Raw genomic sequence first — 22,471 nt, 5'->3', positions numbered from 1 at the left:
TGCTGTTTTACGAGGATTTTCGACGCGGAAGATGGCCGCTTCTGGGTAAAAAGGCGGCGTTTTCCATGTTTCAAACCAGCCCTAAGCCGAACAAGAAAGATTTCACTACGAGGAGGCGGCCATTTATGGAAAAGAGCAGTATCTTTTCAAGCTTTATTGTCCTAAACCAACAGCGTATTGACGAACTGGAGGCGAATCTCTGGCTGATGGAGCACCAAAAGTCCGGCGCCCGGCTGGTATGGCTGGAACGCGCGGAGGAAAACAAGACTTTTGCCATCGCTTTCCAGACCCAGCCCTGGGACGACACGGGCGTGTTCCACATTCTGGAGCACTCAGTCCTGTGCGGCTCAAAACGCTACCCGGTAAAGGAGCCTTTTGTGGAGTTGATGAAAAGCTCCATGAACACCTTCCTCAACGCCATGACCTTCCCTGACAAGACCGTCTACCCGGTATCCAGCCGGAACCGCCAGGATTTTCTCAATCTCCTGCGGGTCTACATGGACGCGGTACTGCACCCGCTGCTCCACTCCAAGCCGGAAATTTTCGGCCAAGAGGGCTGGCACTACGAGCTGGACGAAGCCGGCGCGCTCTCCATCAAGGGCGTGGTATTCAACGAGATGAAGGGGGCCTTCTCCTCGCCGGACGCCCTTCTGGAGCGAGAGGCGGCCCGCCGCCTGTTTCCGGATACCTGCTACCGCTATGTTTTTGGGGGAGACCCGGCGAAAATCCCGGAGCTGACCTACGAAGCCTTCGCCGCCGCCCACAGCCGCCTCTACCACCCGTCCAATTCCTATATATTTTTGGACGGCAGCATAGATATCGCACAGGTTCTCGGGATTCTAGACCATGAATACCTCTGTGCTTATGAGCGCCTTGCCGTGCCGGAAGGGGTACCTTGGCAAAAGCCCATTGAAGCGGGCCTGTCCGTGATACGCTATGAGCTGTCCGCACAGGAATCTTTGGAGGGACGCGCCCGGCTGGCGGATGGGTACGCCGCCTGCACCTTCCGGGACAGGGAGACGCTAATGGCGCTGCAAGCCTTATCGGATGTACTATGTGGGGACAATCAGGCCCCCCTGAAACGGCGTCTTCTGGAAAGCGGCCTAGCCCGGGACGTCCGCTTAGAGCTTCACGACGGTATACAGCAGCCCTGGCTTATGCTGGAGGCCCGGGACATGGCCGAGGACAAGGCCGAGGAGGCGTCCGCCGCCCTCCGGGATGAGCTAAAGCGGCTGTCTCGGAAGGGGCTGGATCACCGGCGGGTCCTAGCGGCGCTGGACAACCTGGAATTTGAGTCCCGGCAGCGGGACTATGGGCAGATGCCCCAGGGGCTTGTGCTTTGCTTCCAGGTTCTAGAGAGCTGGCTCTACGGCGGCGACCCGGCGGCAAATCTCAGCGTTGGAACGCTCTTTGACGGCCTGCGGGACAAGTGCGGGATCGGTTATTTTGAAGATCTGCTGAAGCGGCTCATTTTAGAGAATCCTCATCACTGCCGGGTTCTGGCACTGCCCTCCCACACCATAGGACAGGAGCGCCAGGCACAGGAGACCGCTTGGCTTAGCGCCGTCCGCTCCGGCTGGGGAGCCACGGAAGCCGCCGGCGCCCGCCGCTTCCAGGAAGCTATCGCCGCTTGGCAGAATACGCTGGACACGCCGGAGCAGCTGGCGTCCATTCCCAGGCTTCGCCTTGACCAGATTCCGCCGGAGCCGGAAAAGCTGCCCATAGAGGAAGAAACTGCCGGCAGCATAACGCTCCTTCGTCACCGGCTGCCCACCAACGGTATCACCTATTGCAGCCTCTATTTCGCGCTAGATGACCTATCCCCTGAGGAACTGGCTAAGGCGTCCTTTATGGCCCAGTTATTCGGCAGCCTGGATACGGAAAAGTATGGGCTGGCGGACCTGAACCGGGAGATGCGCGCCCTGTTCGGAAGCATCCAATTCACTATAGAAGCCTACGGGCGGAAAAACGCCCCAGAGCGCTGCCGGACCTTCCTGTGTGTTTCCTGTAGTATTCTGGACACGAAGCTGGAAAAAGCCCTGTCCTTCCTAACAGAGCTTTTAGTGGGGCAGCAGTGGGAGAATTCCCAGCAGGCGCTCACATTCCTGCGCCAGCGGCGGACGGCCATGGCGGAGCAGATGGCCACGGCGGGCCACAGCGCCGCCATGGCCAGGGTCCTGGCCTGCTCCACCGCCGAGGGAGCCGTGCAGGAGCAGGCTTCGGGCATCACCTTCCTGCGGTGGCTCACGGAGCTGGAGCAGGACTTCCCCGCCCGCTTTCCCGCTTTGGCGCAGGACCTGAGCTCTCTGGCCCGCCGCATTTTCTGCCGCGCCCGCATGACCGTCAGCGTCACCGCCGGGAATGACGCCTCTGCCAATCCCATTGCCCGCCTCCTTTCGTCCAGCCTGCCAGCGGGTAGCTTTGCCCTGCCCTGCGCGGGGGCCCTCCTGCCCTGGAAGCCCCGGCGGGAAGGGTTTGTGATTCCCTCCGGCGTATCATACGCGGCTCTGGGCGGCGTTTTCCAAGGAGCCGGAAGCGGCGCGGCGAAGGTCATGGGCCGTACCGTCTCCCTTGCCCACCTTTGGAACACGGTGCGGGTCCAGGGCGGGGCCTACGGCACGGGAATGGTTTTGCGTGACACAGGCTTCGCGGGATTCTACTCCTTCCGTGACCCCAGCGCCGCCCGGACGCTGGACTGCTACCGCGCCTCCTCGGATTTTCTAAGAGGCATTGCTATAGACCTGACCGGCATGATCACCGGCGCGGCGGCGGAGTCCGACCCGCTCCTGACTGCCCGCATGAAAGGCAAGATCGCCGACGCCCTCTATTGGCGGCAGATCAGCCACGAGGACCGGCGCCGCGTCCGCCGGGAGATGCTTGCCACTGTGCCGGAAGATCTTACCGCCCTGGCGGGCCCTGTGGAGGACCTGACAGCCCGCGGGAGCGTCTGCGTCCTTGGCTCCCGGCAACAGGTGAACGCCTGTGCCGGTTGGCTGGACCATATAGAGGTGCTCTGATATGAGAAAGCTTGATTGGAAGCGCTTGAAAAAAGCGTCTGAGGCCGGTTTTGCCATCATAGCCGGAAATATGCTGCTGGGGTTCGCCGTGGCGGCATTCATCCTGCCCAGCGGCGTCATTATGGGCGGCGCTACCGGCGTTGGGGTCGTTCTGGCCAGGTTTATTCCACTGGACACCGCTGTAATCGTTTTATGCGTGAACCTGCTGGCCCTGGCGCTGGGCTGGGCGGTGCTGGGATGGAGGTTCGTTTTGGCTACGGTGGCCAGCTCCTTGCTCTACCCCATCTTCCTGGGCGCGGCCCAGAGGGTACCGGATATTGATGGGCTGACTGCCGACCCGCTGCTGTCGGCCCTGCTGGGCGGCGGGCTGGTGGGCATTGCCGTGGGGCTGGTGATGCGGGTGGGTTCTTCTACCGGCGGAACGGATGTAGTCAATCTGGCGCTGCATCAGTGGACCCATATCCCGGTCTCCGTGGCGGTCTACCTGACGGATATCGTCATTATGGGTGCGCAGGCCGTGTTCTCTGACCCGGAACAAATCCTATACGGCGTTGTGCTGCTGGTGGTAGAGACAATTGTGCTGGACAAAGTGATGCTTTTAGGGCAGTCACAGATACAGCTCTTTGTGGTTTCCAGCCGGTATGAGGAGATACGGCAGAAATGCCTGACAAAGCTACAGGCCGGTATCACAATGATTCAAATTGAAACCGGCAGGACAAGGCTGCCCCAGCGCGGCGTGCTGTGCGTGATCCCGCCCCGGAAACTTTATGCCGCACAGTCACTGATCCAATCCGTTGACCCCCATGCATTCCTGACCATCACACAGATCAAGGAGGTTCGGGGGCAGGGCTTTTCCAGCGAACGGGTCTATGTGGAGCCGCCTGAAAGCCCCACCCGATAAAAGGAGGTAAAATTTATGTTGACTGCTGAAACAAAAAAGGCGTATTTGTCCATTTTAAGGGAAGAACTGGTCCCCGCCACAGGCTGTACGGAGCCCATCGCCCTGGCCTATGCCGCCGCCCGGCTCCGGGATATTCTGGGGCTCTGGCCGGAAAGAATACGGGCGGAGGTCTCTGGCAATATCATCAAAAATGTGAAAAGCGTTGTTGTCCCCAACACCGGAGGGCTAAAGGGCATTTCCGCGGCCATTGCGGCGGGGATAGCGGCGGGGGACGCTGAGAAGATTCTACAGGTCATCTCCTCTGTTCCGGCGGAGCGGCACAGGGCCATCGCGGCCTATTGCCGGGATACCTCCATTGAGATCGTCTGCGCCGACACGCCCCGGATGCTGGACATACGGCTCACCGGCTGGGCGGGGGAGCATTCCGCCTGCGTACATATCGCCAACAGCCACAGCAATATCGTTAGAGAAGAAAGGGACGGCGAAGTCCTGCTGGAAAAGCCGGTTACCGATTCCGCCGAGGACAATCTTACGGACAAGAGCGTGCTGAACGTCGCGGATATTCTGAAGTTTGCTGATACGGCCGAGCCGGAAGAGATCGCGCCGCTGCTACAGCGGCAGATCGACTGCAATACGGCTATCGCGGAGGAGGGGCTGAAAAATAACTGGGGCGCCAATATTGGCTCTGTATTGCTGGCGGAGTACCCCGGGGACATCAAGACCGAGGCGAAAGCCTGGGCCGCCGCCGGGAGCGACGCCCGGATGAGCGGGTGCGAACTGCCGGTGGTAATCCTCTCCGGCTCCGGCAACCAGGGGATAACCGCGTCCGTGCCGGTGGTTCGTTACGCAAGGTTCCTGGGGGCAAGCCAGGAAAAGCTGTACCGGGCGCTGCTGGTCAGCGACCTGGTGACCATCCACCAGAAAAGCGGCATAGGCCGCCTTTCGGCCTACTGCGGCGCGGTCAGCGCGGGGGTCGGAGCTGGGGCAGGGATTGCCTATCTGCTGGACGGCGGCTACGAAGCCATAGCCCACACCATTGTCAACGCTGTAGCGATTATCAGCGGAACTATCTGCGACGGGGCAAAGCCGTCCTGCGCCGCCAAGATCGCCGCCAGCGTGGATGCGGGGATCTTGGGGTACTCTATGTATAAGAACCATCAGGAGTTTAAAAGCGGCGACGGCATCGTGACCAAAGGCGTGGATAACACCATTGCGAACGTGGGATTTTTAGCTCAGCAGGGAATGCGGCAGACAGACCAGACGATATTATCCATTATGACTGAGCGGTGCAAATGAGGGGAAGCATGCTTTGGAAAATTGGCGCCAGCCGAAGCCGGACCCGCAGGTGATTTGAAAAATCCATTAAGAAGGCGGCCGCAATCGAATCTTAGGCCCAGACAGAGGTTGAGCGGCGCAAATCTTGAGCGGCGAAGAGCACGCTGCAAAGTGTTCATTAATAAAGCGGCAAGTATTTTGCGATTCCCCAGCGCAACACGGCGGCGTTTTGCAATCTGACGGTTGACGAGAACGGACACACTGGCAGAGAGGCCGGCACGGTAAAGCGCTGGGCGGAGAAAAAGAATTCGGATGAGCGGAGTCCCGGCAGGAGTACAAGAAACGGCTCAACTGGATCAGGGCGGGCAAAGATACGTCCTGGCGCGTTTTATGCCTGGAGCGCTATGGCGAAAAGCAAGCGGGATGAGCCCACTGCTGGGAAAATCTCATTTGATGCGTTGAAAAAATGGTTGGGCCCTGCTGATTTTTGAGCGCCGCATTCTTTGTTGCACAACGCAGATTTTCAGTTCACGTTCAACACCATATGCAAACCGTTTGGCCAACCCCTTCTATGATAAACCTAACGCCTTACGCTGCTCCCATGTAAATATAAAAGACCTTCCATCCCCGGCTTACCGCCGGATCAGGGAGGTCTTTTTATGCGCTCTTTTTTACTCTTTAACCGCTCCCAGCACAATTCCCCCGATAAAGTATTTCTGCACAAAGGGGAATACAATCATCACCGGCAGCAGGGCCACAAATACCTTTGCGGCATTGAAGGTGATACCGGAGACCTGTAGGAGCCTGGCAATCTCCTCAGGGTCTGTCATAGTGGACAGCTCGCTGAGGTTGGTCTGTAGAGACTGGATATAGGTCTGCACCGGCCATTTTGCCGGAGAGTTCAGGTAAATCATACCGTCAAAATACTGGTTCCAGTGGCCCACCGCGGTGAACAGCGTCACTGTGGCAAGCACCGGCTTGCACATAGGCATTACGATACGCAGCAGGATGGTCCAGGGCTTTGCTCCGTCCAGCTCTGCCGACTCCTCCACGGATTTTGGCAGGCCTTTCATGTAGTTCATCACCAAAATCACATTGAACACCGGCACCGCGCAGGGCAGGATCAAAGACCAGAAGCTGTTGATCAGCTTAAGGTTGTATACCATCATGTACAGTGGGATAAGGCCCCCGCTAAAAAGCATGGTGGAGATCACCGCCCACATATAGACATTGCGAAAGCGAAAGGTCTTCGCGCTTTTTGAAAGCGGGTAGGCCATGGTCACAATGATGACAAACGATACCGCCGTCCCCACCAGAACCCGCATGCAGGATACCCCGATGGCCTGGATATAGGCCGAGTCAGTAATGATCTTCTCATAGGAGGCCAGGGTCGGGTCCACTGGCCAAAGCAGCACCTTTCCCGCGTTGGCGGCGCTGCTGGCGCTAAAGGACAGCGCCAGCGTATTTACCAGCGGCACAAGGCAGACCAGGCAGATGACCGACAGGAGAAAATAGATGATGATGTCGCACAGCTTGCTTAGAACGCTTTTATTCGTTACCATTTCCGCAGTTCCTTCCTCTCCCCTGGTCAGAAAATCTCATAGTTGGCAAAGCGCTTTGCCAGCCCGTAGGAGCATACGATCAGCACTGAGCTGATGACAGACTTCACCAGCCCCATGGCCGTGGCCACGCCATACTGCTGGTCCAGCAGGCCCATGCGGTATACCACCGTGTCAATAATATCCGCCGTCTCATACACCACAGGATTGTACATGGTTAGAATCTGTTCAAATCCGGCGTTCAGCACATTTCCAAGGCTCAGCGTCGCCAATAGGACGATGGTAGACTTGACAGACGGCAGAGAGATCCGCAGCGCCATGTCCCAGCGGTTGGCCCCGTCGATGGCCGCGCTCTCATACTGGGCCGGGTCGATGGCGGCCAGGGCGGATATATAGATGATCGTATTATAGCCGAACATCTTCCACACATCCGTCCACACGATGATGGAACGAAACCACTGGTTGCTCTGCATGAACAGGATGGACTCGTCGGTGATTCCCAGAGCCTGCAGAACCGTATTCACCGCGCCGTTTCCAGAGAAGATATTGGAAAAGATCGCCCCCAGCACCACCCAGGAAATAAAGTAAGGCAGATAGATGATGGTCTGAACGCCCTTTTTAAAGCGGGCATGGCGCACCTCGTTCAAAAGCAGGGCTACGATAATGGGCACGATCAGGCCGATGATGATTTTGGACACCGCGATGACCAGAGTGTTCTCAAACATCTGCCAGCTGGAGGACATGCTGAACATATACTCAAAGTTGTATAGACCCACGAATTTTGACCCAAAGATCCCTTTGGTGGGGATAAACTTTTGAAACGCTATTATAATCCCAACCATGGGAATAAATGCGAACAGAAGCAAAAGAATCATTCCGGGCAGCAGCATAGAGTGGTAATACTTCTGATTCTTCTTGTAGTACATGGTCTCACCTTCTTACCCCAGGGATGATTGATTACTGGGCCAGCTCCTCCATCTCGGACAGAATCTCCTGGCCACCCTCTTTATTCCACTTCTCCACAAACTCATCGAAAGCGTCCACGGGCTGGTCGCCGGTGATGATCTTCAGGAAGGTCTCGTCCTCCATCTTGGTCAGGTTAGAGAACTTCATGGACTTGGTGTCGGTCATGCCATAGTAGGCCTCCTCAATCATCTCATAGGCGGGGTTTCCCGTTGCCTCGGCAGAGATGACAAACGCGATGGCGTTGCCATAGGTGTCCATAGCGCCGGCGCCCTCTTCCAGGTAGGTGACATAGTTCTCGTAATTGGGGACCATGCTGGGCTTCAGCTTGTCGGTGCTGCCGGTCTCCACCGCTTCTTTAATGGAGAGGGCGTCCTCATACACTGTGTCACGGTAGTTTAGCTCAAGGGGAATGGGCCAGTTCTCCCAGGAAACGCCCAGGCCGTAGTAGATCTTTGCGCCCTCCTCGTCCAGCATCCGCAGGCCCTGATACTCTTTTGAGAGCAGCTTCATGACCGCCTCGGGGTGCTTGCACTTTTTGCTCACCACCAAGTACTGGCTTACCGGCTCGGGAGAGACAATTTTCAGCTTGCCGTCCTCACCCACCGGCGCCGCCAGCATCTCCCACTCGGCCTCTGGGTTGGCCCGTACCGCGTCGCTGGCCATCCAGGCGCCGTGCCAGGGGTAGAAGAACATTCCCGCTTGGCCAGAGGAGACCAGCCCCGCGTTGGCGTTCCAGTCCCGGGAGGCCAGCTCCTTTTCAAGGGTGCCCTTCTGATACATATCTGCCAAAAGCTTCAGGGCTTCCTTGGTCTCCGGCTGGGTAGAGCCGTAGACAATCTCTCCCGCGTCGTTACGGACAAAAGCTCTGGGATAGGAGCCGAATACATTGAACATGGCATTCAGGGTAAAGCCGCCGCCTACGCCGTTCAGGGATTTGTCCGCGATCAGGCCCACGGTGTCGTTCTGGCCGTTGCCGTCAGGGTCCTGATTTACAAAGGCGTCGGCCAACGCCACCACATCGTCCAGGGTTTCCGGAACGTCCAGATTCAGCTTCTCGCGCCAGTCCTTGCGCACCCACAAAAGCGGCTGGGAATCCTGGGGCTTTGCATTGGGAATGGCATAGGCCCTGCCGTTTATTTTTGCATACTCAATGGGCCGGTTATCATAGGAGGTGTAATAGTCGTGAATCAGCTGGGAGGAATACTGGGGGATAATATCCGTCATATCCGCCAGAAGGTCCGCCTCCACCATTGCCTCATACTGCTGGCGGTTCACAAAAGCCACGTCGGGCAGGTCGTCGGTAGTGGTCATCAGGTTGATGCGGGTGTTGTAAGAATCGCTGTCAGTGGCAAGGTAAGAGAACTCGATCTTCATGTTCAGTTCCTTTTCCAGCCACTGGATGTACTGGTTGGTCTCAAACTCGTCCCCATCGGGAAGATTGTTGCCGTTGACAGCCTGGCGGGCAATGCTCAGCGTCACCGTTTCCTCATAGGGGGCGAAAATTTCCTCCTCGCTCAAGGGGTGGCCAGGGTCTGCGGTCTCTCCTTCCTGCGCCTCTGAGGAGCTGCCTTCTGTCTGGCTTGCCGCAGAGCTGGAACCGGTCCCGCTGCTTTGGGCGCTGGAGCTGCTCTGGCCCTGGCCGCCGCAGGCGGCCAAAGACAAAAGCAGAGAAGCTGCCAGCAGCATACTAAGTAGTCTTTTCTTCATTTCAGATTCCCTCCATATCCTAATTGTGCTCTTTGTGAGCAATTTGATTGAGTACATTCTAGCATATGTAATTACATTAGTCAAGCAGTTCTAGGGGATTTATGCTAACAAATTTTGAAATCATTCAGACAAACTATATCATATATAGACTTGATGGAAAAATTGCGTAGCCATACCTTCTGCCTTTTGAAAAGATCCCAAGAGCAGTCATATTTGTAAATACATAAATTCAGCAGTCAAACTGGTAAAAGGCTGTCACGCCCCCATGTATGGCCCGCAGCTGCCGGAACAGCTCTTCCGGCTCCTTCTCCTCTGAAAGAGCAAATGTAAAGCGGTACTGATGGAATCCTCCCAGCGACGCCTTAAAGTTAGTCTCCCAGAAGTTGTTCATGAGCCAAGCATAGAGGGCATCGTCATTGCGCACCCCTTCCTCTCCACAGAGCCGGATGGGATGAGCCTGGATATCTCCCATGGCCGCAAGAGGCGTATCCCGCATTCCCAGCAGCACACTGACGTTCTTCTTGTTCACAACAACGCCATTTTGCAGCAGATAGAAGTCCGTGCAGGTGCCGGGAATCTGGTCTATTCTGGGCCGCAGGAGGCAGCCTGCCTTGTCCATCCACAAAACATCCTCTCCGGTGCGGGCGTTGAAGGGCAGGGCCAGGTACAGGTTTTCCGGGTCCCACACGCTGGACTTGTGCAGCTGGAAATCCACATCCAGGCGGGGGCTGTGGTGATAGAGAGTAAGAATCAGCGCGCAGTTTTCGGCGCCCTCCAGCTCATAGGAAAGCGCAACGCGTGAGTATAGCGGTCCCTCCTCCAAAACGTTTGCTCCACACATGCGACCGTAGCTCCGGCGGGTGGCAATGGCTTTGCGGTTGCGTCCCATGTCCCGGCGGCCCAGCTGCTGGTTCTCCCCCAGCCGGGTCACCTCATAGATAGGCTGAAACGCTGTTCCAATGCCCGGCGTGACCATCTCCATCTCCCTCTGCTTGTCGTATATGGAGACGATCCCCTCACCCTCCTCATAGCGGATGCGGAGGAAATGGTTCTCCATAGAGAAGGGTGTGGCGCAGGAGCCCCTTTCCAGCCGTCTCTGAAATACCCGCTGGAAGTCGCAGATTCCGTCATGGCCCCTCTCTGCCGACCGCCCGCTGGACACCAAGGGGGGCGCTTCCGTCTCCTCCACCCGGAAGGTGCGCTCTTCTCCTGGCTGAAGCTGGGCCAGAATCTGGAATGCCCGCCCCCGGGCATAAAAGCCCAGCTGATAGGGCGTTTCCAAGCCAGACTGCTCGTCGACCACCCTAAAGTGCTTATGTCCATACAGCACCTCCATGTTGATGCTGGACATATCGCAGATAGGCACATCGTGGGGATTGATAAGCTTAAAGCGGTAGTCATGGTAAAGGGACAGAGCGGTTTTGCCTTTTGACTCCTCGATTTTATCCATAGCCTTATGGGCCAGCTCATTGGCCTTTTGGGCGAAAAGCGCCTTACGCAGGTCCAAATAGTTCACGTTCGGGTGCCACGGCTCTGTAATGGAGGAGGAATAACCCCAGGTGTGTTCAGCATAGAAAATCAGGTTGTAGCTAATGGCCTCTCTCTCCTCCTTTGTAACAACAGCGCAGTCCGGGTCTAGGGCGCAGACCATGTCATATAGCCGGCTGGCCTCCCGGTAGTGGGCCACAATATTGGGGGTAGAGCCTACCCCGTCTGCCCACCAGTCGGTCCAGTCCCCGGAATAAGTGGGGATATCACCCAGCCGGTTCTTTACCGCATCAAAAAACTCCTGGAGGGTCACCATCTTCAGCTGAATTTCCGCTTCGTGCTTCTCATTGAACTGGTGGATAAAGCGTATCACCTTCACGCTGGGCGGGGCGTTGTCGGTCATCATGCCAGAGACTGTCACCGGGACAAAGTCATAGGGATAGCCCTGCTCCTCCATGGTTTTTATATACGAATACAGCCGCAGCTCCGCCTTGCGGAAGCGGTCCCGCATTTCGGGCATCCCATCCTGTATGGTGTACTGGAACTCAGACTCCTGGGCCAGGCCCAGCTCGTTGCCCAGAAGATAGTGCTCTCCATTCCAGACCAGCAGCTTTCTGCCTGAGGGGGCCCTCCACCAAAAGGGGTTCTGCTTTTGAAAGGTGGGATGATACCCATGGTGGGTGTGCAGGCAGCAGAGCAGGCTCTCCACCCCGGCGTCCAGGAGCGCGTCGGCAAAGCCCCAACTGTAGCCGTTGATGTCCGCCGTCATAGCCGAGCGGAGCTTTACGCCGTTCTCCCCCATCAGTCTTTGTATCTTTTGAAGGTTCTGTCCCAGCACCCGGCTGCTTGCCAACTCGGTCAAGTTGAGGTAGCTGCCGGAAACACCAATGCGCCCTGCCTTCACATATTGGAAAAAGCGCTCCCTCTCCTCGGGCAGGGCGTCCGCTAAAAAGCGCTCTACACACCAGGCGCTCTCACAGTTCCACTTGAAGCCGCTCCACTCCCTTTTGCCCTTGTCCTCCTGGCAGAGAATATCCAGCACTTGGCGTATGAACTGGACATGGTGGAACTCCATCTCCTCCTGGGCGTCTGTATAGCCGATGTCCGTATGGCTGTGATGTATCACATAGATGGTCCATTTTTTGTCTGGCGCTTTCATAACGTCCTCCTTATGTTCTAACATATGCCTTGACAACTGTTACCGCCTGGCCCTCTGCCCTGCCAAATGGCCGGATCCTGTAGCGCTTTACCTGTTCTGGGATCATGAAGGTCTCCGCATAGTGTACCACAAAGGGTGCAAACGCCCCCTCTGGGCTTTCCACAACAGCCTCCGCCCCCTCCACCAGGTTCAACACGTTGACGCTGTGCCTGGTTTCATGAAGCACCGGCCCCGCCGAGGTATAGCGCTCTGTTTGGATAAACTCCCGCTGGTGCAGGCCGGTAACCTGGGCGCTGACTCCTTCCGGCGCGGGAAGGGATTGAAAGCGGTTGATCAGGTTCTCCCGCACCCAGGGAGTGGTGCGCTCCCAAACGATGTTCTTTGCCCCATGTCCAATGTGGATGGGCCTGGGTCTGCCGTCCAGGCCCAGACGGTCCCAGTCCCACAGCTTAAAGGTGAAGATATATGGCGTTGCGCTGATTTCCAGAACCATGGCCCCTTTGCCCGAGCAGTGCACAGTACCCGCGGGAATGAGGAAGTGGTCATGCTTTTGGGCGGGGAATGTATTCACATATTTCTCCGCCGGAAAGCTGCCCCCCTCCTCTTGGGCCCGATAGAGCTCCCGGACCATTTCCTCCCGGTCAACGCCCTCCCTGAGCCCCAGGTATACCTGCGCCCCGGGCTCCGCATCCAGAATATAGTAGCTCTCGTCCTGGGTGTAATGCATGCCAAAGGTCTGCTGGATGTACTCTGTCAGAGGATGCACCTGCAAGGAGAGATTCTGCCCGCCCATGGTGTCCAGAAAGTCGAACCGGATAGGGAACTCCGCACCAAAGCGGGCGTGCACCCTGTCCCCCAACAGACCGATGGGCTGGTACAGCACCAGGTCCATGGCCGGAAACTCCACCCGCAGGTCCCCGAAGCGGACATAGAGGCTGTTCTCCTCCGGAACGCCGTCAAAGCTCCAGGCAAAGTTGGGCTGCTCCCGGTCTAGGCCGCAGACCTCCTTCATCCACTGGCCCCCCCATACCCCTGGGTCAAAGTAGGGGACCAGCCGGAAAGGCTCGCTGGCGAGCTTCTTTAAGGCCTGGCGGAAGCACTCCCCCCGAACCATCCTGGGCTCTCCCGGGATGTTGGTATCCAGTAGAAAGTCCAGCGTGGACAGCAGGGGCTTTTTGTGCCGGTCCGCCAGCCGCCACTCAAGAAAGAAGCCCTGCTTGAATTTCTTTGTAAAGCTTTCTCCCTCATTGTGGGCCTTCCAGTTGCCCATGCCCCTTTTCATGCGAGTCTGGATCTCCCAGCGGGCCAGGTCCGCATAGACCAGAATATCCGGCTGGCAGACCAACGACGCGCCAACGCCCAGAATAAGCAGAATCCCCTGCTCCACCCCCTGAACGGCCTCCCGCATTTTGTTCATGGCGGTCGGGTCCACAAAGTCTTCCAGGCGTTTGCAGGTCATCACTCCAAACACCCGGTCGTCTGTCAGGTATTCTGCGCTGCGGCGCTGATATTCGCTGTCTGGCACAAAAACCGCGTCGCTGAGAAAGACGCCGGCAGTGTTCAGCCCTCGCAGTCCCTCCTCTATTTCCAAAAGGTCCACACCCGGGTAGCAATCCACCGCAATTACGGTGCGGCCGCGGCCCGCAGCCGCCTGCCTTATCCGTTCACAAATGGCTCCATAACCACTGACCGCGTCCCCAGAGACAACCTCCAAGCGCTTTTCAGGCCATTTGTCATAATTCTGATAACCGTGTTGATTCATGTGCTCCCTCCGTTATGCTCATTCTATACGGTGCTATCAGTCTAGCATATGTAATTACAAATGTCAAGGCATCCCAAAAAATATCTAACATGACTTCTTCACACCTGCGCCAATCTGGCGAAAAAAAGGAAGTGCCTTTTCAAAAAGCACTTCTTTGTGTTTACATATTGACATTTGTCGGAAAGCACTTTATAATGATAGAAAATTCAGTTACCCGGAGGTTCCCTATGAACGCCTTCATTGCTCTTGATGTGGGAGGTACACAGATCAAATCCGCCATACTGGCAGAGGGCCGTCTCTCGTCCATTTCCAGGGACGCTGCCCTGGCCCGTGAGGACGCAGAAACCATTGTCGGCAATCTGGCTGGAATTATCGCGGCCAGGCAGGCAGAGCTCACCGCGCAGGGACATACTCTTGCCGGGGTGGGGCTGGCTTTTCCGGGCCCCTTCGACTATGCGAGAGGAATCAGCCTGCTGCGGGGCATCGGAAAGTATGACTCCATCTACGGCCTGGACCTGCGGTCGCGGCTGGCCAAAATCTGCGGGTTGGCCGGAGAGCGCTTTGCCTTTCAGAACGACGCGGACCTGTTCTGCCTGGGAGAAGCCGCTTTTGGCCAGGGCAGAGGATTTGACCGGTCCATGATGATCTGTATTGGCACAGGGCTCGGGTCTGGCTTTGTGGAAAAGGGCCGGCTGGTGAAGTCCGGTCCCCGGGTGCCTGAGAACGGTTGGGTCTATTCCCTGCCATACCAGGGCGGCACTGTGGACCAGTACCTTTCTGCCACAGGGCTGGCCCGTATGCTGCGGGAGAGCGGCCTTTTTCACCCGGATATCACGGTCAGAGAGGCCGCGGATCTGGCCCGGCAGGGGGACCCCCAGGCCAGGAAAATCTTTGCCGAATTCGGCGCCCGGCTGGAAGAAGTGATCCCACCTATTTCAGAGTGTTTTGGCGCGGAATGCCTGGTGATAGGCGGTCAGGTGGCAAAGAGCAGCGCCCTGTTCTGCGAAGGACTGGAACGGACCCTAAAACGCCTGGGGACAGCCCTGCGCGTCTCAGCAGACTCCTCCGCTTCTGCCATGCGCGCGGTGCCGCTGCTGTTTCGGTCTGCCGAGGAGGGCGAAAATCATGCATAATTATTCCAAAGTCTATCAATACATTCTGGAAAAAATCCAGAACGGGGAGTTTTTGGAGGGAGACCTGATTCCCAAGGAAATGGACCTTAGCGAGCAGTTCAGCGTCAGCCGCCCCACGGTGCGCCACGCCCTGAACGACCTTGTGAACGAGGGCTATCTAACCAGAGTACGGGGCCGGGGCAGCTTTGTAACAAAGCCAAAGGTATTGCAGGAATATACAAAATTTATTGAGAGCTATAACCAGGAGATGGAGAAAAAAGGGTTCTCTCCCCTGACAAAGGTCCTGGAGCTAAGCATGATCTACCCCAGCGAACACATTCAAAGCTGCCTGTCTATTACAGAGGAGGAACGGGTCATCAAGCTGCGCCGCCTGCGCTTTATCAAGGATGCCGACACAGCAAAGCCCATGATATTGACCACCGTCTATTTCCCCCACTCCCTGGTTCCCACAGCGCTGCAGTTCGATTTTGAGCAGCGCTCCTTCTACGATGTGTTGGAGGAAAACGGCGTTTATGTCAACAAGGTCCGGCGCTTTCTGGAGGTGCGGATGCTCTATGGAAAGACGGCCTCTCTGTTTGGGTTGCCGGATAATTCCCCCTGCCACTACATCTCCTCCACAGGCTATGACAGCGCGGAGCGGCCCATTGAATACTCTGAAAATTTCTATCCGGCGGACCGTAATCAATTCATCGTGGAGATTGTCAAATAGGCTCTCCGCTCAAATTGAAATGGATGAATATCGCTTGACTCTTTCTTTTTTTGCAACGCAGATTTTGCGGACGCTTCCGTTTTCGGCCTTTCGCTTTCTCAGCGCCCAACCCACTTTCTGACCCAGAACCGGAAAAGCTCAGGGAAGCATATAGTGCCAGACTTTCGGGTTTTGGCCGGAAGAATCGAGCAAAAAGGGCCGGAAATGCCTGGAAGCTGCTGGAAAAAATCGAATCACCACAGCCATAACCCGAAGGCCGCAGGTTCGAATCCTGCCCCCGCAACCGAAAATCCCCGGAAACTTTAGGGTTTCCGGAGATTTCTTTTTTCGTTTTCCCTTCGTTGACCCACTGACCCATACCAGAACCCGCTCGGACGTTTCGGGGGTCTGCGACAGCAGAATCAAAAAACTCCGGGAGAAACCGCTTGCGGTTTCTCCTACCCATCACGGGGATAGGAGCGGAAACGACCGGATACTACTCCCCAGGAGGTTGCCCATCGTCTTGGCTGCTTCTTTTTGCGCGGCGGTGGTGACGTGGGCGTAGGTGTCCAGGGTGAACCCTGCACTGTAGTGGCCCAGCATACCCGACACCGTTTTGATGTCTACTCCATTTTGGAGTGCCAGGGTCGAAAACGTGTGCCGTTACGGTATAATAACGACAAACGGAAAAAGCCTTTATTTTCAAGGGGTTTGAGCGTTTGCCGTCATTTATTCAATTCCTTTTCCAAGTTGAAACATGGCGAGAAAAATATCGAAAAAAGGAGGCTGTTTCATTAACGACAAAATTTAATAGTGCCAGCGGTCCGGTGTATCGCCTGACCGCTGGTTGCCGTGGGCGTTTCACTTTTATAGGTGGGCGCCCTTTTTTTATACCCATTTTCAAGAGAAAGGAGATCCACATGGAATTAAACGAAATGGAAAAACGGCTGCTGTTTTCAGGTTGAGGGCGACTATCAATACAAAGTCCTGAACGAGCTCCACATGACTGTATGGTTTCCCGTTATGGGAAAGAACGCTTAGACGAGACTATGGAGCTTATGATTGAAGTGGTTTTGTCCAAGCGTCCATATATCCGTATTGCCGGGGATGATTTTCCCAGGGAGGTGGTAAAGGGCCGTTTCCTGAAGATCAATTCCGGCCACCTGGAGTATGTCTTTGACTGCATTGACAAGAACACCACAAAAGTCGGAAATGTCAAGGCATACCTGCTGGCAGCGCTGTATAATGCCCCGGCAACAATGGACAGTTATTACCGTGCCGAGGTCAATCACGACCTATACGGCTGTTAGGCGCCTTCGGGTGTCTTTTTTCATCACAGAAAGGAGGCGGGGCACGATGAAAAGAAATTCTGTGCCGGCACTATGCCCGGCGTAAGCAAAGAGCAGATTCAGGCAGCGAGGGAGCTGTGCCTGGAGCATGGGCTTTCCATTGTAGAGAATCCGAAACCCAGCCGGGACCATTATGGCACATGGATGGGAAAAGGAGATTATACTGAACAGGCAATACGGGAAAGGATCGCCGGAACCTATATTCCCTCTGTTCAGCCCAAACGGTCCAATTCTTCGGTGAGGATGCTGATTGATATTGACGCCGCAATGCGGGCCGGTAAAGGTGCCGGTTATGAGCGTTGTGCCAAAGTGTTCAATGTGAAGCAGCTTGCGAAAGCTGTGGCTTACCTGAAAGAGCATGGGGATATGAGCTATGAGGACCTTCAAGCAAAGGCCCAGGCTACGACTTCCCGGTTTAATGAGCTTTCCACGCAGATCAAGGATATGGAAAGCCGTTTATCTCAAAATGGAGAATTGCAGAAACAGATCGTCAATTACTCTAAGACGAGATCTGTCTACATTGCGTATCGAAAAGCCGGTTACAGCAAAAAAATTCCGGGCCGAGCATGAGGCTGACATCCTGATCCACCAGGCAGCGAAGAAATATTTTGACAGCCTGGGAGTGGAGAAGCTGCCTACCGTAAAGACTCTGCGGGAAGAATATGCCGAAGTGCTGGAGGCCAAGAGAAAAGCCTATGCGGAATATAAGCAGGTACGGGAAGAAATGCGGGAGCTGCAGAATGTGAAGGCCAATATTGACTATCTGCTGGGACCGTCTGCGGAAAGGACACAGGAAAAAGAACATTCATAAGCATATATGGAAATTATTCAGAAAATTTGATATACTTATTGGCGTGTCTGTGTGGAGTCTACTGCCTTACTTGACAAAGTTTCTCGTTATCCATGGAAAATTCATATACATGACACATTGGAATGCTAATATCTAAATAAAAAAGGGTGATGAAATGGCAAACTTATTGATAGTAGAAGATGATGTCCTGACAAACGAATCTGTTTGTGAGTATTTGCAGGATATGGGCCACATCGTGTTTTCAGCATACGATGGAGAACAGGCTTTAGAGTTGTTCAATAGCAAAGAGATAGACCTGGTTGTTTTGGACATCATGCTTCCCCAAATAAACGGTCTGAATGTTTTGAAAAAGATTCGTCAGGCAAGCAGCATACCAATTCTTATGCTCACAGCGATGGACGACATGGATACACAGATTATGAGTTTTGACAATCTGGCAGATGATTATGTAACGAAACCGTTTTCCATCGTTTTACTGGGAAAAAGGATTACGGCGCTTCTTCGGCGTATTGGAAAAACGGAACCAGCAAATATTTGGAGTTATAAAGATATTATAGTGGACTTCTCCGGCTTTTCAGCAGAAAAGGCAGGAAAGCTGATTGATATTTCACCCAAAGAAGTGCAGTTGCTGAAAATTCTGGTGGATCATACAGGAGTTGTGTTGACTAGAGATCAAATTCTCGATTCTATTTGGGGGACAGATGTTCCATTGAATGATAGGACGATTGACACATATATCGGCAGACTTCGTAAAAAGTTAGGATTGGACTGTATTGTAACAGTAAAGGGAATCGGCTATAAATTTGAGGCTGTGCGATGAAACTATTTCCAAAAACTTTTTGTTATACCCTTACGTTCATGATTATCATTACGTTAATTGGGCATGGGTTGATGTATTTTCTGATACCTGCTTTTTATACAAACCAAAAAGAAAGTCTTGCGGAAAGCATAGGGGAGGAAATAATACAGCAGCTTCAACAATCCTCAGAATTATCGGAAGATAAGGTTTTGGAGCGGTATGCTAAGAATAAGGCATTTGTGAACTTGACCTGCGGAGATAAACAGTATGTCTATGGTTCTTTTTATATTGAAGATGCCCTGAATGGAAACGGGAAAGATTATTCTTTTCAAGCCTCTCCCGGAGATCAAGCGAATGATGCTCAGTCTAATGTTACGGGCGCTGAACAAGGGATTGATGGCCTGGCTCACTACTTAACAGCACAATTTGTAAAGCGGGAATTTACGTTTCAAAATGCAGATAACGAAGATTGTACGTTGCTTATTCTTGTTACATTGCAGCCGGTAAATGAAACAAAAGGCATTGTTCTTGAGATCCTTCCTATTAACTTGTTGATTTGCTTTATTATTTCTGCTATTGTGGCGTTTTTGTATTCCAGACGGCTTTCTACACCAATCAAGAAAATATCAGAAACTACAGAGCAAATGAGGTTATTAAAGAGAAATGCTGTCTGTGAAATTCGCACAAAGGATGAGATCGGACAGTTATCTCAAAATATCAACGCACTTTATAAGGAACTTTTGACATCAATAGATCATCTGCACGCAGAAATCGCCCATGTTAGCGAAGTGGAGCAATCAAAAATAGACTTCATGCGAGCTGCTTCGCATGAGTTGAAAACGCCTGTATCGGCAGTTTGCACTATGCTGGACAGCATGATCTTAGGTGTGGGGAAATTTGAAGATACAGATACTTATCTCCCTGTATGCAAAGAAAAAATGCTGCAGCTTTCTTCTATGATCCAAGAGGTGCTTGACGCCTCTAAATTGACTGGACAGCCAGAAGAACCTATCAAGAAAGTCCAGCTTTCTGAGTTGCTCCATGAGGTCTGTAATTCCTACCGCTTGATTGCAGATTCAAAGGGAATTGTATTTTATATTGAAACAGAAAAAGCCGGGGTGGTTCATATTCCGGTCAAAGCTGTAAAGCGGGCAATCTCCAATGTTATCTCTAATGCTGTGAATTATACAAACAGTGGTGGAAAAGTCTCTGTTATCTGTTCAGAAGGCACGATCATAGTAGAAAATGAATGCGTCCCGATTTCAGAGAAAGACCTAAATCATTTGTTTGAAGCGTTTTACCGGCCTGATTATTCTCGCAGCAGGGAAACTGGTGGAAATGGCCTTGGATTATATATCACCCATAAACTTTTGGATACTTACAAAATCCCTTACTCCTTTATGCCGTATGAGCATGGAATGAGATTTACAATAAACTGCCCCACAAATAACCGCTTCGTAAAATGAAGTTATCTCAACGTACCAATACAAAGAGGACTTCATTAAACAAGATAGGGTTGACCCATTGATAAAATGGAGGTGTATGGTGTATTTATCCGCTATACAGAAGTTCTAATATAAAATAAGGAGAGATTACATTGAGATACACAAAAAACATCATTAAACTATTCTGTTTGACTTTGGTTTTTACATTGGTATTATCTGCCTGTGGAAATTCCTCATATAATGACCGCAATTCCATCCTTTCTAACGAGGACAGCTATACCTATCAAAAATGTGTGGACACCGGAAGTACGGACACTTCTCTGAAAAGAGAATTTCAAGGGTTCAATGGAAAAGATACCATCTGGATGCTCGATGCCCAAGAAGATGCTTCTATTTCCCTTGCCCTTTCGACAAATCTGTCCAGCGGAAAATTCAAAGTGCTGCTTGTCTCCGAGGAGAAGGAAATTTCCACTCTTTTAGAAGATGATGGTACACAGAATACATCCATTGATTTGGAGAAAGGTACGGCAAGAATCATACTTGTTGGGGATGGCACAAGCGGATCGTGTGAAATCACCTTAAGCGATATAAGCAATGTAAGTGTGGATTCACCCTCTGATGGCTTAGATTCCGAAGAATGGATGGATGATTTTTATAATAATTGGACGTAAAATAGAACGACCCATGGAGTGTTTTGATTTCCTGATTTGAATATTCATGAGACAATCAGGCTATAAGTGATTAGCTACCGCACGATGGCAAAAAAGCTGTCGTACAGCAGCTATACTGACACGCTTATTTGATCTGGCGGTGGCTTTTTAGAGCCGCCGCCTTTTTTGCCGAAAGACCAAGAAAACGAAAAATCTGTTTATCAATATACAGACAGTGTTTTGACAACTCCATGACAACTATGTTCCATACCCATGAGAAATATGCCTGCTAAAATACTGAAAAACAAAGCAAAGGAGGCACTTCTATGAATGTGGGAAAAAGGACAATTTTGTATCTTGTCCGAAAATGGAGCAAGACGCTCTTGCTGTTTATGATTTTCTTAGTCGTAGGTACACTTGTAATTTCCGGGGTATCTATTCGCAAGGCCGCTGACCAGGCGGCTGCAAATGTGCGTCAGTCTTTAGGCGGTGGATTTGTCATGAAAGAAGATCACAGCGACCAGAGCAAATATGAACGCCGTGATCTTGGGAACGGTTCCTATGCGATGGCGTATGTGGGAGAATCCCTGACAAAAGAAATTGCGGATAAAGTGGCAGAGGTTCCCGGCGTAAGCGGATATAATGCAGAGAATATTGGCCCCGCAAATCTGAAAACGATGGATGGCGAGTATTTGAAGTTAAAGAGTATTGAAGGAAGTATGTTTGCCAATGAGCCGGTACTGAGTAAACAGGCAAATATTTATGGCTACACCAATACAGCGGAAGCCGATATGTTTACTGGTGGCAGCCTTGAGTTGATTGAAGGACGCCAGATTACCAGCGAGGATCACAACGCTGTGCTGATCCATAAAGAGTTGGCGGAATCAAACAATCTGAAATTAGGCGACCAATTTGTAATCGCTATGAATCCACAAATTACAGGCGGAGATGAAGAAGCTGGAAAATTGCAAGAAACAGTTACCATTGTCGGTATCTTTGATTCTAAGATAACACAACAAGTTTCCATGTTTTCAACACCGGGAGATTTGCTGGAAAATACAGTTTTGATGGATGTGGAAACAAGCGTAGAACTGTTATCCTGGTCATCTGAGGGCTATTACAAAGTTCATTATCAGGTAGATGATCCGGCTAAGTTGGACAGTATTATGGAAGATGTAAGAAATCTGGATTCCATAGATTGGGATTGTTTTACGTTGGCCGAAGAAAATAAATCCTACGAATCTGCAGCTTTGCCGCTGGACAATCTGGGAGGTTTGATTACGACGCTTATTGTGATTACTACAGTCATAAGCGTTGCCATATTAGTTTTGCTTCTGACCATGTGGACAAAGAGCCGTACTCATGAAACCGGAATCTTACTTTCTATTGGTATTAGTAAGGCAAAGATTTTAACGCAACATCTGGCCGAGGTTCTTATTGTTGCCGTATTAGCGTTCAGCCTTTCTTTTTTTGCCAGTACAGCAGTTGCACAAGGAATGGGAAATGCTCTCTTGGACACCGATACCACTAATTCTGTTACACAAGAACCGGAGATTGGTGAGGATGGTTCCTTTGGTTATACGTTGCCTGAAATCCCTACAAACACAACATCTGTCACTGAATTGACAGTCACAGTTGTGCCACAAACACTGTTTTGGGTGTTTGGTATTGGTGGGGTGCTGATTATAGCCTCCGTAACGGTAGCTTCTATTCCGATTTTCCGTTTGAAGCCCAAAGAGCTGCTTGGAAAGATGGATTAGGA

General features: G+C 52.8%; 19 protein-coding genes and 1 pseudogene. 13 read left to right on the top strand and 7 right to left on the bottom strand.

What is annotated here, in order from left to right; all coding sequences use genetic code 11:
• Positions 1-125: 125 nt before the first annotated feature.
• Genes U8U68_RS13005 through U8U68_RS12995 form a run of 3 tightly spaced genes read left to right on the top strand, consistent with a single transcriptional unit; the run spans position 126 to position 5,214 of the window.
• A complete protein-coding gene (locus tag U8U68_RS13005; RefSeq protein WP_322201455.1) occupies positions 126-3,017 on the top strand; it encodes an insulinase family protein in 2,892 nt (963 codons plus the stop codon).
• Between the two features lies 1 nt (position 3,018).
• A complete protein-coding gene (locus U8U68_RS13000) occupies positions 3,019-3,918 on the top strand; it encodes a YitT family protein (RefSeq protein WP_322201453.1) in 900 nt (299 codons plus the stop codon).
• A 15-nt stretch (positions 3,919-3,933) separates the two neighbouring features.
• Positions 3,934-5,214, top strand: coding sequence for an L-cysteine desulfidase family protein (locus tag U8U68_RS12995; protein WP_322201451.1), 1,281 nt, complete (start codon positions 3,934-3,936; stop codon positions 5,212-5,214).
• A gap of 650 nt (positions 5,215-5,864) precedes the next feature.
• Here the strand turns inward: U8U68_RS12995 and U8U68_RS12990 are convergent.
• The 5 genes from U8U68_RS12990 to U8U68_RS12970 all read right to left on the bottom strand — a co-directional run bounded on the left by U8U68_RS12990 (position 5,865) and on the right by U8U68_RS12970 (position 13,834).
• Entirely contained in the window at positions 5,865-6,755 is an 891-nt protein-coding gene (locus U8U68_RS12990) for a carbohydrate ABC transporter permease (protein WP_322201449.1), read from the bottom strand.
• A gap of 26 nt (positions 6,756-6,781) precedes the next feature.
• Positions 6,782-7,678 carry an ABC transporter permease gene (locus tag U8U68_RS12985; protein ID WP_322201447.1) on the bottom strand — a complete coding sequence of 299 codons (897 nt, stop codon included), beginning with the start codon at positions 7,676-7,678 and terminating at the stop codon, positions 6,782-6,784.
• Between the two features lie 31 nt (positions 7,679-7,709).
• Positions 7,710-9,425: an extracellular solute-binding protein gene (locus tag U8U68_RS12980; RefSeq protein ID WP_322201445.1), complete on the bottom strand. Its 1,716-nt coding sequence runs from the start codon at positions 9,423-9,425 to the stop codon at positions 7,710-7,712.
• Between the two features lie 229 nt (positions 9,426-9,654).
• Positions 9,655-12,072 carry a glycoside hydrolase family 38 N-terminal domain-containing protein gene (locus U8U68_RS12975; RefSeq protein WP_322201443.1) on the bottom strand — a complete coding sequence of 806 codons (2,418 nt, stop codon included), beginning with the start codon at positions 12,070-12,072 and terminating at the stop codon, positions 9,655-9,657.
• Between the two features lie 10 nt (positions 12,073-12,082).
• On the bottom strand, positions 12,083-13,834 hold the full coding sequence (locus U8U68_RS12970) for a class I mannose-6-phosphate isomerase (RefSeq protein ID WP_322201441.1): 1,752 nt from the start codon (positions 13,832-13,834) through the stop codon (positions 12,083-12,085).
• A 227-nt stretch (positions 13,835-14,061) separates the two neighbouring features.
• Between U8U68_RS12970 and U8U68_RS12965 the strand changes: the two genes are divergently transcribed.
• Positions 14,062-14,967 carry an ROK family protein gene (locus tag U8U68_RS12965; protein ID WP_322201439.1) on the top strand — a complete coding sequence of 302 codons (906 nt, stop codon included), beginning with the start codon at positions 14,062-14,064 and terminating at the stop codon, positions 14,965-14,967.
• Complete coding sequence (locus U8U68_RS12960) at positions 14,960-15,676, top strand: GntR family transcriptional regulator (RefSeq protein WP_322201437.1); 717 nt, start codon at positions 14,960-14,962, stop codon at positions 15,674-15,676. Before U8U68_RS12965 ends, U8U68_RS12960 begins: the two co-directional genes overlap by 8 nt.
• Here the strand turns inward: U8U68_RS12960 and U8U68_RS12955 are convergent.
• Both U8U68_RS12955 and U8U68_RS12950 read right to left on the bottom strand, forming a co-directional pair.
• Positions 15,669-16,034, bottom strand: coding sequence for a hypothetical protein (locus U8U68_RS12955; RefSeq protein ID WP_322201435.1), 366 nt, complete (start codon positions 16,032-16,034; stop codon positions 15,669-15,671). The genes U8U68_RS12960 and U8U68_RS12955 overlap by 8 nt on opposite strands.
• Before the next feature lie 86 nt (positions 16,035-16,120).
• A pseudogene (locus U8U68_RS12950) lies at positions 16,121-16,318 on the bottom strand (tyrosine-type recombinase/integrase); the annotation flags it as partial.
• Positions 16,319-16,374: 56 nt separating this feature from the next.
• Here U8U68_RS12950 and U8U68_RS12945 point away from each other — a divergent pair.
• From U8U68_RS12945 to U8U68_RS12910, 8 genes are all read left to right on the top strand, one after another.
• Positions 16,375-16,620, top strand: a complete 246-nt coding sequence (locus U8U68_RS12945; protein ID WP_322201433.1) for a hypothetical protein — start codon at positions 16,375-16,377, stop codon at positions 16,618-16,620.
• A gap of 45 nt (positions 16,621-16,665) precedes the next feature.
• Complete coding sequence (locus U8U68_RS12940) at positions 16,666-16,965, top strand: DUF6017 domain-containing protein (RefSeq protein WP_496196382.1); 300 nt, start codon at positions 16,666-16,668, stop codon at positions 16,963-16,965.
• 72 nt (positions 16,966-17,037) lie between these two features.
• Positions 17,038-17,574, top strand: coding sequence for a hypothetical protein (locus tag U8U68_RS12935; RefSeq protein WP_322201431.1), 537 nt, complete (start codon positions 17,038-17,040; stop codon positions 17,572-17,574).
• Positions 17,525-17,815 (top strand): hypothetical protein, encoded by a 291-nt coding sequence (locus tag U8U68_RS12930; protein WP_322201429.1) that lies wholly within the window; start codon positions 17,525-17,527, stop codon positions 17,813-17,815. The genes U8U68_RS12935 and U8U68_RS12930 overlap by 50 nt, the downstream gene beginning before the upstream one ends.
• Positions 17,816-17,969: 154 nt before the next feature.
• The gene (locus U8U68_RS12925; RefSeq protein WP_172544023.1) at positions 17,970-18,635 is read left to right on the top strand and encodes a response regulator transcription factor; all 666 of its coding nucleotides are present in this window, start codon (positions 17,970-17,972) and stop codon (positions 18,633-18,635) included.
• On the top strand, positions 18,632-20,080 hold the full coding sequence (locus U8U68_RS12920; RefSeq protein WP_322201426.1) for a sensor histidine kinase: 1,449 nt from the start codon (positions 18,632-18,634) through the stop codon (positions 20,078-20,080). The genes U8U68_RS12925 and U8U68_RS12920 overlap by 4 nt, the downstream gene beginning before the upstream one ends.
• Before the next feature lie 131 nt (positions 20,081-20,211).
• A complete protein-coding gene (locus U8U68_RS12915; protein ID WP_322201424.1) occupies positions 20,212-20,730 on the top strand; it encodes a hypothetical protein in 519 nt (172 codons plus the stop codon).
• 305 nt (positions 20,731-21,035) lie between these two features.
• Positions 21,036-22,469, top strand: coding sequence for an ABC transporter permease (locus tag U8U68_RS12910; protein ID WP_322201422.1), 1,434 nt, complete (start codon positions 21,036-21,038; stop codon positions 22,467-22,469).
• Positions 22,470-22,471: the final 2 nt, after the last annotated feature.

Origin of the sequence: Acutalibacter intestini, from assembly GCF_034334985.1 — a bacterium.
Lineage (GTDB): Bacteria > Bacillota > Clostridia > Oscillospirales > Acutalibacteraceae > Acutalibacter > Acutalibacter intestini.
This window is presented reverse-complemented; position numbering and strand designations above follow the sequence as displayed.

Bases quoted from the DNA above. Each gene is read 5' to 3' on its own strand.
- U8U68_RS13005 (WP_322201455.1), top strand. From the start codon at position 126: ATGGAAAAGAGCAGTATCTTTTCAAGCTTTATTGTCCTAAACCAACAG.
- U8U68_RS13000 (WP_322201453.1), top strand. From the start codon at position 3,019: ATGAGAAAGCTTGATTGGAAGCGCTTGAAAAAAGCGTCTGAGGCCGGT.
- U8U68_RS12995 (WP_322201451.1), top strand. From the start codon at position 3,934: ATGTTGACTGCTGAAACAAAAAAGGCGTATTTGTCCATTTTAAGGGAA.
- U8U68_RS12990 (WP_322201449.1), bottom strand. From the start codon at position 6,755: ATGGTAACGAATAAAAGCGTTCTAAGCAAGCTGTGCGACATCATCATC.
- U8U68_RS12985 (WP_322201447.1), bottom strand. From the start codon at position 7,678: ATGTACTACAAGAAGAATCAGAAGTATTACCACTCTATGCTGCTGCCC.
- U8U68_RS12980 (WP_322201445.1), bottom strand. From the start codon at position 9,425: ATGAAGAAAAGACTACTTAGTATGCTGCTGGCAGCTTCTCTGCTTTTG.
- U8U68_RS12975 (WP_322201443.1), bottom strand. From the start codon at position 12,072: ATGAAAGCGCCAGACAAAAAATGGACCATCTATGTGATACATCACAGC.
- U8U68_RS12970 (WP_322201441.1), bottom strand. From the start codon at position 13,834: ATGAATCAACACGGTTATCAGAATTATGACAAATGGCCTGAAAAGCGC.
- U8U68_RS12965 (WP_322201439.1), top strand. From the start codon at position 14,062: ATGAACGCCTTCATTGCTCTTGATGTGGGAGGTACACAGATCAAATCC.
- U8U68_RS12960 (WP_322201437.1), top strand. From the start codon at position 14,960: ATGCATAATTATTCCAAAGTCTATCAATACATTCTGGAAAAAATCCAG.
- U8U68_RS12955 (WP_322201435.1), bottom strand. From the start codon at position 16,034: ATGGGTCAGTGGGTCAACGAAGGGAAAACGAAAAAAGAAATCTCCGGA.
- U8U68_RS12940 (WP_496196382.1), top strand. From the start codon at position 16,666: ATGGTTTCCCGTTATGGGAAAGAACGCTTAGACGAGACTATGGAGCTT.
- U8U68_RS12935 (WP_322201431.1), top strand. From the start codon at position 17,038: ATGCCCGGCGTAAGCAAAGAGCAGATTCAGGCAGCGAGGGAGCTGTGC.
- U8U68_RS12925 (WP_172544023.1), top strand. From the start codon at position 17,970: ATGGCAAACTTATTGATAGTAGAAGATGATGTCCTGACAAACGAATCT.
- U8U68_RS12920 (WP_322201426.1), top strand. From the start codon at position 18,632: ATGAAACTATTTCCAAAAACTTTTTGTTATACCCTTACGTTCATGATT.
- U8U68_RS12910 (WP_322201422.1), top strand. From the start codon at position 21,036: ATGAATGTGGGAAAAAGGACAATTTTGTATCTTGTCCGAAAATGGAGC.